At 64.2% G+C, this 15,052-nt stretch carries 13 protein-coding genes; 5 read left to right on the top strand and 8 right to left on the bottom strand.

The annotated features are described in order from the left end of the window. The first annotated feature begins 208 nt into the window (after positions 1–208). The 3 genes from HU729_RS21820 (at position 209) to HU729_RS21810 (ending at position 4,328) form a co-directional block, all read left to right on the top strand. On the top strand, positions 209–2,902 hold the full coding sequence (locus HU729_RS21820) for a GGDEF and EAL domain-containing protein (protein WP_186711525.1): 2,694 nt from the start codon (positions 209–211) through the stop codon (positions 2,900–2,902). A 139-nt stretch (positions 2,903–3,041) separates the two neighbouring features. Next, on the top strand, positions 3,042–3,710 hold the full coding sequence (msrA, locus tag HU729_RS21815) for a peptide-methionine (S)-S-oxide reductase MsrA (protein ID WP_186667485.1): 669 nt from the start codon (positions 3,042–3,044) through the stop codon (positions 3,708–3,710). A 3-nt stretch (positions 3,711–3,713) separates the two neighbouring features. Beyond that, complete coding sequence (locus HU729_RS21810; RefSeq protein WP_186711524.1) at positions 3,714–4,328, top strand: glutathione S-transferase; 615 nt, start codon at positions 3,714–3,716, stop codon at positions 4,326–4,328. A gap of 119 nt (positions 4,329–4,447) precedes the next feature. On the opposite strand, the gene creD is transcribed toward HU729_RS21810, so the two are convergent. The 4 genes from creD to HU729_RS21790 form a co-directional block, all read right to left on the bottom strand. Next, positions 4,448–5,776 (bottom strand): cell envelope integrity protein CreD, encoded by a 1,329-nt coding sequence (creD, locus tag HU729_RS21805; RefSeq protein WP_186711523.1) that lies wholly within the window; start codon positions 5,774–5,776, stop codon positions 4,448–4,450. Positions 5,777–5,892: 116 nt separating this feature from the next. Next, positions 5,893–7,326 (bottom strand): two-component system sensor histidine kinase CreC, encoded by a 1,434-nt coding sequence (gene creC / locus HU729_RS21800; RefSeq protein WP_186711522.1) that lies wholly within the window; start codon positions 7,324–7,326, stop codon positions 5,893–5,895. Further along, the gene (gene creB, locus HU729_RS21795; RefSeq protein WP_186711521.1) at positions 7,326–8,006 is read right to left on the bottom strand and encodes a two-component system response regulator CreB; all 681 of its coding nucleotides are present in this window, start codon (positions 8,004–8,006) and stop codon (positions 7,326–7,328) included. Before creB ends, creC begins: the two co-directional genes overlap by 1 nt. A 132-nt stretch (positions 8,007–8,138) precedes the next feature. Next, the gene (locus tag HU729_RS21790; protein ID WP_186711520.1) at positions 8,139–8,642 is read right to left on the bottom strand and encodes a RimK/LysX family protein; all 504 of its coding nucleotides are present in this window, start codon (positions 8,640–8,642) and stop codon (positions 8,139–8,141) included. 181 nt (positions 8,643–8,823) lie between these two features. Here HU729_RS21790 and HU729_RS21785 point away from each other — a divergent pair, with 181 nt between their 5' ends. Next, positions 8,824–9,711, top strand: coding sequence for an acyltransferase (locus HU729_RS21785; RefSeq protein ID WP_186711519.1), 888 nt, complete (start codon positions 8,824–8,826; stop codon positions 9,709–9,711). Positions 9,712–9,871: 160 nt separating this feature from the next. After that, positions 9,872–11,233, top strand: coding sequence for an APC family permease (locus HU729_RS21780; protein ID WP_186711518.1), 1,362 nt, complete (start codon positions 9,872–9,874; stop codon positions 11,231–11,233). A gap of 56 nt (positions 11,234–11,289) precedes the next feature. On the opposite strand, the gene HU729_RS21775 is transcribed toward HU729_RS21780, so the two are convergent. The 4 genes from HU729_RS21775 to soxG form a co-directional block, all read right to left on the bottom strand. After that, on the bottom strand, positions 11,290–11,853 hold the full coding sequence (locus HU729_RS21775) for a DUF2780 domain-containing protein (RefSeq protein WP_186667477.1): 564 nt from the start codon (positions 11,851–11,853) through the stop codon (positions 11,290–11,292). Between the two features lie 159 nt (positions 11,854–12,012). Beyond that, positions 12,013–13,212: a formaldehyde dehydrogenase, glutathione-independent gene (gene fdhA / locus HU729_RS21770; RefSeq protein ID WP_054892154.1), complete on the bottom strand. Its 1,200-nt coding sequence runs from the start codon at positions 13,210–13,212 to the stop codon at positions 12,013–12,015. 266 nt (positions 13,213–13,478) lie between these two features. Continuing rightward, complete coding sequence (gene purU, locus HU729_RS21765; protein ID WP_186667476.1) at positions 13,479–14,336, bottom strand: formyltetrahydrofolate deformylase; 858 nt, start codon at positions 14,334–14,336, stop codon at positions 13,479–13,481. Between the two features lie 12 nt (positions 14,337–14,348). Beyond that, complete coding sequence (gene soxG / locus HU729_RS21760) at positions 14,349–14,981, bottom strand: sarcosine oxidase subunit gamma family protein (RefSeq protein ID WP_186667475.1); 633 nt, start codon at positions 14,979–14,981, stop codon at positions 14,349–14,351. Between the last annotated feature and the right edge of the window lie 71 nt (positions 14,982–15,052).

Below are 15,052 nucleotides of genomic sequence, written 5' to 3'. Positions count from 1 at the left end.
GGGGGGGGCTTTTTTTGCCTGAAAACAACCTTCCCATGAAGGGCCGCGAGGCGCGCAAGCTTCAGATTTCCGACGCCCAGCCGACAACCTGCATACGCTGCCCCACATGGCCGCTTGCCAGCCCACGGGACATGATGCACCCTTGCTCAACGCGCCGCCGCTTACCTGCGGCATACCGCGCCAACCGCCTTGTTCAAGCGAGTCTTCGATGAAAAGCCAACCCGATGCCGCCAGCCGTGTGGCGGCCGAGGTCGTGACGCAGTTACCCGTGCCCTCGCGGCTCGGGATGCTGCGTTTCGAGCGGCTGAACGAAGCCAGTTGGGCCATGCTCTACCTCGACCCGGGCTGCGATCGCCAGTTCGGCCTGCCCGCAGCCGAACTCTGTGCCCTGATCGGCTCGCCCTATGCCAGCCTCATGGAGCCTGAAGCGCGCTACAAGCTGTACGACGAGATCCAACTGCAGCTGGCGCGGCGCAACCACTACCGCGTGCGCTATACCCTGCACGCCGGCTCCGGGCCCCTGCGCCTGCTGGAGGTCGGCGAGGCCTACAAGCAGCACAATCGCCAACTGCTGCGCGGCTACCTCACGGTGCTGGACGACCAGGCAGAAGAAATCCCGGGCCTGGACGCAAACGATCTCGAGTCACGCAACAGCCGCCTGCAACTGGCCCTGCAACTCAACCAGCGCGCCCAACAGGAGCAACTCGAGCACCTGGAGCGGGTGCGTGCCCAGCAGGACCTGATCCTGCGCCTGGCACGCCAGCGCTACAGCGCCAGCAACTCGCTGCTCGAAGCGGCCGAACTGATCACCCGCAGCGCCTGCGAAATCTACAAGCTCGACTGCGCCAGCATCTGGTACCTCAACGAGCAACGCCTGGAACCGATCACCGCCTGGTTCCAGCACGAGCAGGCCCACCGCCTGCCGCAGCCGATCGACGCCAGCCACTACCCGGATTACCTCGACGCCCTGCACGCCAGCCGCGCCATCGACGCCCACAACGCCAGCCATGACCCACGCACCCGGGACATGGTCCAGGGCCTGCTCAACACCGCCGACAATGCCATGCTCGATGCCAGCATCCGCGTCGACGGCCAGGTGGTCGGCGTGCTCTGCCTGGAGCAGACCGGCCAGCCGCGGGCCTGGCAGTCCGACGAAATCGCCTTTGCCGGCGAGCTGGCCGACCAGTTCGCCCAGGTCATCACCAACCACAACCGCCGCACCGCCACCAGCGCCCTGCACCTGTTCCAGCGTGCGGTAGAGCAGAGCGCCAGCGCCTTCCTGCTGGTCAATCGCGACGGGGTGGTGGAGTACGTCAACCCAAGCTTCACCGCCATTACCCAGTACAGCACCGACGAAGTGCAGGGCCACCACCTGGCCGAGCTGCCGGCACTGGAAAACCTCAGCCAGATCCTGTTCGACTCACCGTCGAGCCTGGCCATGGGCAACAGCTGGCAAGGTGAATTCAAGAGCCGGCGCAAGAGCCTGGAACCCTACTGGGGCCAGTTGTCGATTTCCAAGGTGTATGGCGACAACCGCGAGTTGACCCACTACATCGGCATCTACGAAGACGTCACCCAGAGCAAGCTTGCCCAGCAACGCATCGAGCGCCTGGCCTACACCGACAACCTCACCAGCCTGGGCAACCGCCCTGCGTTCATCCGCAGCCTCGACGAACGCTTCGCCCGCGACGGCGACAGCCCGATCTGCCTGCTGCTGGTCGACATCGATAACTTCAAGCGCATCAACGACAGCCTCGGCCACCAGACCGGCGACAAGCTGCTGATCAGCCTGGCCCGCCGTCTGCGCAACAGCCTGAGCAGCGGTGGCAGCCTGGCGCGCTTTGCCAGCAACGAGTTCGCCGTGCTGCTGGACGACACCGGCCTCGAAGACGGCCAGAACATCGCCCAGCAGTTGCTGCGCACCCTCGACAAGCCCATGTTCGTCGACAACCAGCTGATCAACGTCACCGCCTCCGTGGGCCTGGCCTGTGCGCCCCTGCACGGCGCCGACCCGCAGACCCTGATGAAGAACGCAGGCCTGGCCCTGCACAAGGCCAAGGCCAACGGCAAGCATCAGGTCCAGGTGTTCACCGAAGTGCTCAACGCCGAGGCCAGCTACAAGCTGTTCGTCGAGAACAACCTGCGCCGGGCCCTGACCCAGAACGAGCTGGAGGTCTTCTACCAACCCAAGCTGTGCCTGCGCAGCGGTCGCCTGTTGGGCCTGGAGGCGCTGCTGCGCTGGAACCACCCCGAGCGCGGCATGATTCGCCCCGACCAGTTCATCAGCGTGGCCGAAGAGACCGGCCTGATCATCCCCATCGGTAAATGGGTGGTGCGCCAGTCGTGCCGCATGAGCCAGGAGCTGCGCGAGGCAGGCATGGGCAATCTGCACGTGGCGATCAACCTGTCGCCCAAGCAGTTCTCCGACCCCGAGCTGGTCAGCTCGATCGGTGCCATTCTCAAGGAAGAAGCGCTGCCCCCGCACCTGCTGGAACTGGAGCTGACCGAGGGCCTGCTGCTGGAGGCCACCGAAGACACCCGGCGCCAGCTCGACGAGCTCAAGCAGCTGGGTCTGACCCTGGCCATGGATGACTTCGGTACGGGCTATTCATCGCTGAGCTACCTGAAGAAGTTTCCCATCGACATCATCAAGATCGATCGCAGCTTCATCAGCGAGATTCCCGCCAACCAGGACGACATGGAGATCACCTCGGCGGTGGTGGCCATGGCCCACAACCTCAAGCTCAAGGTGGTCGCCGAAGGCATCGAGACCTCCGAACAGCTGGCGTTCCTGCGTCGCCACCGCTGCGACGTCGGCCAGGGCTACCTGTTCGACCGGCCGATCCCCGGGCGCGAGCTGGTCGACAAGCTCAGGCGCTATCCGCGCGGGCCGGTGGCCTGACAGGCGCGTAAACCTCGGGCACTATAGGGGCCATGCGGGCCTCTTCGCGGGCAAGCCCGCTCCCACAGCAACCCCTGTAGGAGAGGGCTTGCCCGCGAACAAGCCACAACCGCTCCCACTGTCAGACAGAGGAACAATCATGGTCCTGCGCTCGGAAATCCTCGTGAACAAAAACGTCCTGCCCACCGCGGAACAGGCCCTGCCTGGCCGCGAAACCCCTATGTCCCTGCCCGAATTCCACTACGTGTTTGAAGGCACCCCGCTGCTCGGCCCATTCTTCGAAGGCAGCATCGACTTCGCCATCTTCGGCCTGGGCTGCTTCTGGGGCGCCGAACGACGTTTCTGGCAGCGTGAAGGCGTGGTCAGCACCGTGGTCGGCTACGCCGGCGGTTTCACCCCCAACCCGACCTACGAAGAGGTCTGCTCGGGCCTGACCGGCCACACCGAAGTGGTGCTGGTGGTGTTCGACAAGGACAAGGTCAGCTACCGCGAACTGCTGGCGATGTTCTGGGAACTGCACAACCCGACCCAGGGCATGCGCCAGGGCAACGACATCGGCACCCAGTACCGTTCGGCCATCTATTGCACCTCGCCGGAGCAACTGGAGCAGGCCAAGGCCAGCCGCGATGCCTTCCAGGCCGAGCTGAGCAAGGCCGGTTTCGGCGAGATCACCACCGAGATCGACCAGGCGCCGACCGTCTACTTCGCCGAGGCCTACCACCAGCAGTACCTGGCCAAGAACCCCGGAGGCTACTGCGGCATCGGTGGCACCGGCGTGTGCCTGCCCCCCAGCCTGCAGGGTAACTGACCCATGATCCTGTTCCATTCGCCGCTGTCGCCGTTCGTGCGCAAGGTCATGGTGGTGTTGCACGAGACCGACCAGCTGGCCCGCGTGACCCTGCAACCCGTCAACATCAGCCCGGTGAGCGGTGACGAGCAGCTCAACCAGGACAATCCGATCGGCAAGATCCCGGCCCTGCGCCTGGACGACGGCAGCGTGCTGCACGACAGCCGGGTGATCTGCGAGTACCTCGACACCCAGCACGTCGGTAACCCGCTGGTTCCCCGCGAGGGCTCGGCGCGCTGGCGGCGCCTGACCCTGGCCTCCCAGGCCGATGCGATCATGGATGCGGCGGTGTCGAGCCGCTATGAAAGCTTCCTGCGTCCTGAGGACAAGCGCTGGGATGGCTGGCTGCAGGCGCAGTCAGCGAAGATCCGCCGAGGCCTGGCGGATCTTGAGCAGCATCACCTGGCAGAGATCGCCTCCGGCTTCGACATCGCCTCGATCGGCGTGGCCTGCGCGCTGGGCTACCTGGACCTGCGCCAGCCGGAGTTCGGGTGGCGTGACCAACAGCCCGGGCTGGCTGCATGGTATGCCCAGGTGTGCCAGCGGCCATCGATGCTGGCTACAGTGCCGGTAGCCTGAAGCCCCCGTTCACGGGCAAGTCGGAGCGCCGACTTGCCCGCGAATGCCTCACCCCGACCTGGCAGGAAACAACATCCCCACCCGAACCGCCAACCAGCGCCCGATCACCTTGTCCTCCCTCATGCCACCCTCCCCACCCGCGACCAGTCCAGCCGCCGGGTCAGCACCATGAACACCCCGAGCAAGCCAAAACACAGCAGCGAGCCCATCAGCAGCGCATAGTCCTCGGCACTCAGCAGCCCGTAGAGCAGGCCATACAGCGCCGCCAACCCCAGCGCAAAACCCGCCCCGCGCACCGGGCTGTGCAGCACATGGCTCAAGTAGAAGCCGATCAGCAGCACACAGGCCGCCGCCGACAAGCCGTACGCCAAGCCGAAACCCAGGTGTTCCGACAGTGACAGCAGCAACAGATAGAACAGCGCCAGCGCCGCCCCCACCAGCATGTACTGCATCGGGTGCACGCTGAGGTTCTTCAACACCTCGAACAGGAAGAAGCCGGCAAAGGTCAGCGCGATGAACAGCAGCGCGTACTTGATCGCACGTTCGCTCTTGAGGTACTGGTCCACCGGATCGACGAAGCTCACACCAAAGGTGCGCCCACTGAAATCCGCGCACTTGTCCGCACCGGCGCATTGGCGCAGCGCGTCTTCCAGGTTGGTGGCAAAGAACGAGGTCTGCCAGCGCGCGGTGAAGCCCTGGGCATCGATCTCACGGCTGGCCGGCAAGTAGTTGCCGATGAAGCTCGGATGGGGCCAGTTGGCGCGCATCTCGACCCGGCTGCTGCGCCCCACTGGCAGTACATGGAGTTGTCCGGTGCCCTGCAGCGCCAGGTCGAAGGCATAACTGAACTCGCGGGCAGCCTGGCCATCCAGCCCCGGCAGAGCGACGCGCACGCCACCGGCCATCCAGTCCAGGCCGGTGCCTGCTTCGAACGGCAGGCGCTGATCGTCGAGGCTCAGTTCCAAGGCGTTCTCGATGCCACGAATATCGCTGATGCCCACCACCATGAACGGTTTGTCGAACCGGTAGTCGTCGTAGTCCTTGTCGATACCCCAGCGCTCGGGCAGGTTGAAGCGGCCACTGACATGGTTCTTGGCATGGAACAGCCGCGCCTGGTAGATGCCACGGGCGCGCAGCTCGGTATCGACCTGGCTGGCGACCTCGAAGGTTTCCGGCAGGAAGTACAGGTGGCCGCTGACAGTGCTGGTTTCCTGCACACTCTTGCCGTCCTTGTCGATCCAGCGGCGCTGGTACTTGCGGTACGGCACCACCAACAGCGGGCCGCTGATCTGCTGATCGAAGCTCGAGCTCTGGGCGATGTCCTGCAGCACGCTATCGCGCGCGGCCTGGCGTTCATCGATCAGGCCACCGATCATCAACAGAGGGATCAATAACAGCAGCATCAGCAGGACGATCATGCCGAGCTTGAAACTCAGGGGCTTGTTCATGGGGCGTTGGCTCCGGTTGTGATGGGCGCAGGTTGCGCCCATCACATGGAGACAATGGGGAGGGTTTGTGCAGATTGTGTGGAGATGGCGAGCCGGTCTCGAATCCGGCGCCGGAATCAGCCCATGCGCCGTGCAGGCAGCCATAGCCTGACCCGCACCCCGCCGTCGACGTTATCGACCGCCAGCGCTCCACCATGCAGCTGCATCACTTCGTCGACAAAGTTGAGCCCAAGCCCGGTGCTCTTGCGTCCGGTCCCTGGCCGCGGCAAGGAATAGAAGCGCTCGCTGACCCGCTCGATGGCGTAATCCGGAATCGCCTCCCCCTGGTTGAACAGGCTCAACGCAACCCGTTCGCCCTCCTGCACCCACTCGAACGACAACGTGCCGCCGGCCGGCGTGAAGTCGAGTGCGTTGTCCACCAGGTTCGCCAGCGCCTGGCGCAACAGGAAGGGGTCGCACAGCAACAACACACCACCCGGCACCTGTTGCCGGATCTGCAATCCGGCACTGTCGATCCGCGCCGCATACCCGTGCAGCAACTCGTCGAGCAGTGCCGCAAGCGGCACCTGCTGCTCATCCTCCAGCGCCTGCATCTGCTCGACCCGCGCCAGGTTGAGCAAGCGCTCGATCATCTGCTGCAAACGCTCGCTCTCACGCTCGATATTGCTGGCAAAACGCGCCCGCTGCTCATCCGGCATCGGCCCCTGCAACAGCTCGGAAGCCCCGCGAATCGCCGCCAGTGGGCTCTTCAGCTCATGGGTGAGGGTATGAACATAGCGCTCGACATACGCCTTGCCCTCCAACTGCGTGCGCATGCGCTCCACCGCCGTGGCCAGTTGCAGCAGTTCGCCGCCCTTGTAGTGCGGCAGCGCCGCGCGCTCGCCCTCACTCACCGCCTGGGCGTAGCGGGTGAGGCGGCGCAACGACCGCGCCAGCCACCAGGACAGCGCCGCGCCCACCAGCAGCCCGAGCACGATCAAGCCCAGGCCGAGCGTCAGCAAACGTTGCTCGGAGCGGTCGATATAGGGTTGCAACGAACTGTTGGGCTTGGCCACCGTCACCACTCCGATGACCTGGCCGTTGTCCATGATCGGTGCCGCCACATGCATCACCGAGGTGCTTTCGTCGTCCGGATCGCTGCGGGTCGAACGCGCGCCATACTGGCCGCGCAGGGTCAGGTAGACGTCGTTCCAGCGCGAGTAATCCTTGCCCAGTGCCTGGCCACTGGAGTCGAGCAGGACGATGCCTTGGGCGTCGGTGACATAGATCCGGTGGCTGACCTGGTTTTTCGCCAGCCCCCAGATATCGGCACCCGGGCGGCGCTGCCCGTAGGATTCGAGCACTTGCGGCAGACGACTTTGCCCAAGCGTGCCGGCCTTGACGTCATCGTGAAGGATTTCTGCCAACAGATTGGCGGTGTCCACCAGGGTTTCCTCGGAAGACTGGCGCACCACCGGGCGAATCTGTTCGCGCACGGTATTGAGCAGGAAGTAACCCGACAACCCGACGAACAGGAAGTACACCAGAAAGATCCGGATCCCCAGGCGCATCAGGCGTGGTCCGGGCTGTAGCTGTAGCCCAGGCCGCGATGGGTCTGGATCGGCTCGGCGTCGGCCACGACCTGGCGCAGCTTGGCGCGCAGGCTCTTGATATGGCTATCGACGGTACGTTCGTAACCGGCATCCGAGGACACGCCCAGGCCGTCGAGCAGTTGCTCGCGGCTGAACACCCGCCGGGGTTGCTCGAGCAGGCAGTGCAACAGGCGAAACTCATGGCGGGTGAGTGTCAGCGCCTGGCCCCGGTAGAGAATGCGCATACCCCGCGTATCGACTTCGAACGGCTGGGCTTCGCCCACCGCCTCGCCCCGGGGCGCCATGCGCTTGAGGATCGCCCGCACCCGCGCAGCCACCTCGCGCGGGCTGAACGGCTTGACCACATAGTCGTCGGCACCGATTTCCAAGCCTACGACCCGGTCGATCTCACCATCGCGGGCACTGAGGAACATCACCGGCACCTCGCTGAAGCGGCGCAGCTGGCGACAGGTTTCGAAGCCGCTGATATCGGGCAGGCCGATGTCGAGGATGACCAGGTCGGCCGGACGCTGGCGCATCTGATCGAGCGCGGCGCTGCCCAGGTTCACCCAGGTGGTGGTATGGCCGTCGGCCTGGAGGGCGTAGACCAGGGTGTCGGCGATGGCGGATTCGTCTTCGACGATGAGGATGTGGGGCATGGGTGAGGCTCTGAGGGTCTGGTCGTCGATTGTCCGACCGGGCCCTACCGCCGGACAAGCCTACTCCCACAATTGCAGGTTGACGCTGCACCTGCGAGAGCGAGCTTGCCTGCGAGAGGCCAGCCCGGACGATCAGCAGTCCGGTTTGTCTGCGGTATAGCGCCGCGCCGGGTTCACCGCCGCCTTGAACTCACGCAGCGCCTTGGCGCCGATCAGCAGCGGGTAGTTGAAGTTGCTGCGGTCGGTCAGGTTGACCTCCACCGTGCGCTTGACGTCGCCCAGGCACAGCTCCAGGTCCACCACCGGGCGGCGGGCGGCCTCGGCCGGTTCGTCCTCGTCGTCTTCATCGCCCGAGCGGGCCTTGATCTTGCTGATGCGCGCCACCTTGTGCTCGTAGACCTTGCCGTCGGCGTTCTTGGTCGCCAGGCGGAATCGCACCCACTCCTCGCCGTCGCGGGTGAAGGTCTCGATATCCTTGGCCGACAGCGAAGCGGTCAGCGCGCCAGTATCCATCTTGGCCTTGAGGGTCTGGCCGATCTCGGGGAGCTTGATGTACTCGTAGCGGCCATAGAGTGTCGGCTCGGCGGCCATCACCGGCAGCGCCAGCAGTGACAGGAGGGCAAGCAGTGGTTTCACGGGAAACATTCCTTGAGATGAGACAGTGCTTAGACTACGCGGGCAGGATAGGTTCGTTGTCATAGCCTATCCAACATAATGTGAAACATTTGTGCCTTCCATTGGGCACTGGACGTTTGGCGTAGGGCCTCGCCCTGCTTATCATTGCCAACCGCAAATTTCACACAACAAGAGTCTCCTTATGCGTCGCCTGCTGACCGGCATTCTCACAACAGCCCTGCTGCTGCTCAACACCCTGGTGCTGATCGGGCCGCTGCTGGTCTTCGCCCTGCTCAAGCTGGTGCTGCCCGGCCGTGGCCGCGACTATGCCTCATGGGCGGTGATGTGGATCGCCGAGACCTGGTCGGAAATCGACAAGGCCATCTTCGCCCTGTGCATCCCCACGCAATGGGACATCCGTGGCATCGAGAACCTGAACCCGAACACCTCCTACCTGTGCATCAGCAACCACCAGAGCTGGGTCGACATTCCCGCACTGATCGAAAGCCTCAACCGCCGGGTGCCGTTCTTCAAGTTCTTCCTCAAGAAGGAGCTGATCTGGGTGCCGCTGCTGGGCCTGGCCTGGTGGGCGCTGGACTACCCCTTCATGAAGCGCTACAGCAAGGCCTTCCTCGACAAGCACCCCGAACTCAAGGGCAAGGACCTGGAAATCACCAAGGCTGCCTGTGAGCTGTTCAAGCGCCAGCCGGTGACCGTGGTCAACTACCTTGAAGGCACGCGCTTCACCGAAGCCAAGCGCGCACAACAGCAGTCGCCGTACCGCCACCTGCTCAAGCCCAAGGCTGGCGGCGTGGCCTTCGTGCTCGCCGCACTGGGCGACCAACTCGATGCCCTGCTCGATGTGACCATCGTCTACCCCGGCAACAAGGCGCCGGGCTTCTGGGACCTGCTCAATGGCAGCATCAGCCGGGTGACCATCGACATTCAGGTGCGTGAGCTGGACCGCACCCTGTGTGAAGGCGACTACGAGAGCGATCCGGCGTTCCGGCAGCAGGTTCAGGCGTGGGTGAACCAGTTGTGGGAAGACAAGGATCAACGCATCGAGCAGCTGCGCGCCGAGATGCGCTGAGCATGATCTCTGCGTATTCGCGGATCTGGCCGCGAATACGCGTCCAGATGCTCGATTAAAATCCATATTTATAATTGAGATAAGCAACTCTTTGTTTGTCATCGTCCAGTCGCCTGGATAAAAATCGATCTACACAATTACAAAAAGCCAGGATCGATCGATGGCCCACACACCCTCCTCTTCCGCCGAGGCGCCAGCACCACAACTGCGCCGCGTGCTCGGCCTCCCCGCACTGGTGTTCTTCGGCCTGGTGTACATGGTCCCGCTGACCATCTTCACCACCTACGGCATCGTCACCGAGATCACGGGCGGGCGCACCGCAGGTGCCTATCTCGTCACCCTGCTGGCGATGCTGTTCACCGCCACGTCCTACAGCTTCATGGTCAAGCGTTTTCCGGTCGCAGGCTCGGCATACTCCTACACAAACCTCGCGTTCGGTCCGAATATCGGCTTCCTGGCCGGCTGGTCGTTGCTGCTCGACTACCTGTTCATCCCGATGATCAACTACCTGCTCATCGGCCTTTTCCTCAACCTCGCCTTCCCTGCCATCCCGGCCTGGGGCATCGTCCTGGCATCGATTGCCCTGGTCACCCTGCTCAACGTGATCGGCATCCACTCGGTGGCCAAGGCCAGCAACCTGATCGTCGGCGCGCAGATCGTCTTCATCGGGGTGTTCGTCGCACTGTCCTATCAGAGCCTCGCCGGACAACCGGTAGAGATGCTGGCTCCGCTGCGGGGCGACGGCAGTGCCCCGGGCTTCGCGGCGTTGATGGCCGGGGCGGCGGTGCTGTGTCTTTCGTTCCTGGGCTTCGATGCGGTGTCGACACTGGCCGAGGAATGCAGGGACGCCCGTCGCGACGTACCGCGGGCGATCATCCTCACCACCCTGAGTGCCGGGCTGCTGTTCACCGTGCTCGCCTATGTCAGCCAGTTGGTGCTGCCAGGCAGCGCATTCAGCAACGTCGACGCCGCCGCCAACGAGGTGATGCTCAAGGCCGGCGGCCAGTTCCTCGCCAACTTCTTCACGGCCGCGTTCGTCGCCGGCAGCCTGGGCTCGGCACTGGCCTCCCAGGCGGCGGTGTCACGTATCCTCTTCACCATGGGCCGTGATGGCGTGCTGCCAAGGCGCACTTTCGGCCACCTGTCGCCACGCTTCGGCACACCGGTGTTCGCCATCGTGCTGGTCTCGGCCTTTTCGCTGCTGGCACTGGTGATCGATCTGGCGACCCTGGCATCGCTGATCAGCTTCGGTGCGCTGGTGGCGTTCTCGGTGGTGAACCTGGCAGTGGTGCGCACGCACCTGATCGACGAGCGTACCCATCGCACTCCAACAGGGCTGCTGCGATATGGCTTGGTGCCATTGGTCGGGTTGGGGCTGACGCTGTGGTTGTGGACCAGCCTGTCGGCGTTGACCCTGGTGATTGGCCTGTGCTGGTTCGCCCTGGGGCTGGCTTACCTGGCGGTGCTGACGGCCGGCTTCCGGCGGCCGGTGCAACTGGTGGACTTTTCCGAGGCGGGGTAACGGCGTGTCCGCGCCGGCTTTTTCGCAGGCAAGCCCGCGAAAGGGCCGGCTGGCTGTCAGACCGATGGCACCGCACTTGCCGGGCTGCCCCACAGGCTGCCCAGGTTCTGCAGCAACGAACCGGCAATGCCCTGCTGCCCCAGGTACTGCAGGATCAACGGCGCGAACTGGCCGATCATGCCGGTATCCATGCCCAGCGCCTTGAAGGCGTTATCCAGGTCGTTGCGATTCTCGACATTGCCCAGGGCATTGCTCAGCGCCGACGAGTGCTGGTTGTTCTGCCCCAGCAACTCGCCCAGCCCGTTGAGCCCGCCCAGGGCGTTGGCACCGGACAACAGGTCGAGACCGGGCACCGCCTTGGTCAACTGGCCGTAGTCGTCATTGCTCAGGTTGTTGCGCGCAAGGCCCAGCATGGCGCCAGCGCCGCCGACAGCCTGCTCGGGGGTGATCTTCAGTTCGCTGCCCAAGGTGTTGAGCAGATTGGCCTGTGCGGCCGGCGCCTGGACCTGGCCTTTCGGGGTCTGCATGGCCGAGACAGCATTGGCGGCATCGTTGAGGTTGAAGGCGAACACCGGGCTTGCGGCCAGGGTCATCAGGGTTGCCAGGGTGAATGCTTTCATCGGGGGACCTCGTAGGCCGGGATGGCCTGGAAAACGAGGTGTTGGACTGGGGGCCCGGAGGTTTGTTCCTGCCGGGTGTCGGCAAGCAGCGAGCCCGCCCCACAGGCCTGTGGGAGCGGGCTCATCCCGCGATTGGGCCGCAAAGCGGCCCCAAAAACCTCAGGCAGCGCTGAAGGTCCTGTGCGGATCGATCACGAATTTCTTCGGCACGCCCGCATCGAACTCACCGTACCCTTCCGGCGCCTGATCCAGGCTGATCACCTGCACGCCCACCACTTCGGCGATGTTGATCCGATCCCACATGATCGCCTGCATCAGCTGGCGGTTGTACTTCATGGTCGGGGTCTGGCCGGTGTGGAAGCTGTGCGACTTGGCCCAGCCCAGGCCGAAGCGGATGCTCAGCGCGCCGATCTTCGCCGCCGCGTCCACCGCGCCCGGGTCTTCGGTCACGTACAGGCCCGGAATGCCGATCTTGCCGGCCACACGGGTGACCTGCATCAGCGAGTTGAGCACGGTCGCCGGAGCTTCGTGCTTGGCGCCTTCATGGCCGTGGCCGCGGGCTTCGAAGCCTACCGCATCGACGGCGCAGTCCACTTCCGGCTCGCCGAGGATGTCGATGATCTGCTCGTGCAGCGGGGTGTCCTTGGACAGGTCGACCACCTCGAAGCCCTGGGACTTGGCGTGGGCCAGGCGCAGCGGATTGAGGTCACCCACGATCACGCAGGCGGCGCCCAGCAGGCGTGCCGAAGCGGCAGCGGCCAGGCCGACCGGGCCGGCGCCTGCCACATAGACGGTGCTGCCCGGGCCGACGCCTGCGGTGACAGCGCCGTGGTAGCCGGTGGGCAGGATGTCCGACAGGCAGGTCAGGTCACGGATCTTCTCCATGGCCTTGTCGCGGTCAGGCAGTTTCAGCAGGTTGAAGTCGGCGTACGGCACCAGCACGTATTCAGCCTGGCCGCCGGTCCAGTCACCCATGTCGACATAACCATAGGCACCGCCGGCACGGGCTGGGTTGACGGTCAGGCAGACGCCGGTGTGCATCTCCTTGCAGGAACGGCAGCGCCCGCAAGCGACGTTGAACGGCACCGACACCAGGTCGCCGATCTTCAGGCGCTCGACATCGCGGCCCAACTCGACGATTTCACCCGTGATCTCATGGCCGAGAACCAGGCCGACCTGAGCGGTGGTGCGGCCCCGGACCATGTGCTGGTCGGAACCGCAGATATTGGTGGAGACCACCTTGAGGATCACGCCGTGCTCGATCTTCTTGCCGCGCGGATCCTGCATCTTGGGGTAGTCGATCTTCTGCACCTCGACCTTGCCTGCGCCGAGATACACCACTCCACGATTACCAGACATGCTCTTACCTCGCTTGATTTGTATTTATGCAGCGGTGGTTGAAGCGCCGCCATCCCTGGGCGGCCTGTGTTACTGGAATGAGGGGAATTGTGGGCTTGATGGGGGATGTCGCAGTGACTGGATGCGACAGGGGATTATCTGTTTACGGCAGGTCGAAAGTGGTGAGGCCATTCGCGGGCAAGCCCGCTCCTACAGGGGATCGCGTGTCTGAGAACGGCGCTGTGCCTGTAGGAGCGGGCTTGCCCGCGAAGAGGCCCGTGCAGACGTCAGAGAACGACAGTCCGGTTGGCATTGAGGAACACCCGTCGCTCGATGTGATACCCCACCGCCCGCGCCAGGGTCAGGCACTCGATATCGCGCCCCTTGGCGATCAGATCTTCAGGATAGTGGCTGTGATCGACCACCTCGACGCCCTGGGCAATGATCGGCCCTTCGTCGAGGTCGTTGTTGATGTAGTGGGCGGTCGCGCCGACCATCTTCACACCCTTGTTGTACGCCTGGTGATAGGGCTTGGCGCCCTTGAACCCCGGCAGCAGCGAGTGATGGATGTTGATCGCCCAGCCATCCAGGCGCCGGCACAGCTCTGGCGACAGCACCTGCATGTAGCGCGCGAGAATCACCAGCTCCGCGCCGGTTTCCTCGATCACCTTGAGCACCTTGCGCTCCTGGCCCGGCTTGTCGTTCGGGTCGAGCGCGAAGTGGTAGTAGGGAATCTTGTGCCAGTGCGCCAGCGGCTCCAGGTCGGGGTGGTTGGAGATCACTGCGACCACCTCCATGCCCAATTGGCCGATGCGCTGGCGATACAGCAGGTCGTTCAGGCAATGGTCGGCCTTGGACACCATGATCACCACCTTGGGGCGGTGATTGGGTGCCGTCAGCTCGAACGCCATGCCAAAGGCTTCACTGCGCTCGGCGAGCCCGGCACGGAAGGCATCTTCATCGAAACCGTCAGGTGCGCGGAATTCCACACGGATGAAGAAACGCCCCGACAGTCGGTCATCGAAGGAGTGATGCTCGGTGACGTAGCAGCGCTGCTCGAAGAGATGACGCGTGACCACATCGACCGTGCCGAGCATGCTCGGGCAGTCGGCGGTGAGAATCCAGGTGTCCGGTGCCCGACTCATGATCTGCGCTCCTTATGCCTCGATGGCCAGGCCGTACTCGGCCGATGCGTCCTGCAGCCACAGCCACCAGTAGTCGGAGAAGCTGCGGCGGATCACCAGCTCCCAGGTGTCTTCGGCAGTGCGGCGGATCACCAGTTGCGACTTGGCGAACACGGTGCCGACGGCCTTGCCCACCGGGAAGTTGTTCGGGTGTACATCATAGCTGGTGGATTTCATCAGCACGTCGCGCACGTTCGGGCCGCGCAGCTCGAGCAGGGTCTGCCCGCCACTGACATTGACCACCTGGACATGCTGGCCGTCGAGGGCATCGCGCAGCTTCTGCTCGACGCTGAACTCCTGGCCGCCCGGGACGATCAGCAGCCATTCGTCGGGGCCGACCCACTGCAGCGACATGTCACTGTTGGCGACCACCGTCAGCGCCACCGGCAGCTCCAGGCCCAGGGCCTTGTGCACGGCGCCGGCGAACTGCGGATCGTGGCCATCACCACGGATCGTCAGGTGACCGAGGAATTTCTTCTCGCGCAGGGTGACGCCTGCGTTGTTGCGGCCCTTGCCGACCAGGCTGGCCAGGTCTGCGTGGTGCAGCGGCGACTGGGCCTTGGCATCGCTGCCGGGGTTTTGCTGGAAGACGTTGATAGCGCTCATTTCTTACCTGCCTTGAATTCTTGTGCCAGGAACGGCGCCGACCTGTAGGAGCGGGCTTGTCCCGCGATTGG

Source organism: Pseudomonas sp. RW10S2 (assembly GCF_014268985.1).
GTDB lineage: Bacteria > Pseudomonadota > Gammaproteobacteria > Pseudomonadales > Pseudomonadaceae > Aquipseudomonas > Aquipseudomonas wayambapalatensis.
Note: the sequence above shows the minus strand (reverse complement) of the source record. Positions and strands in the feature narration are given on the sequence as shown.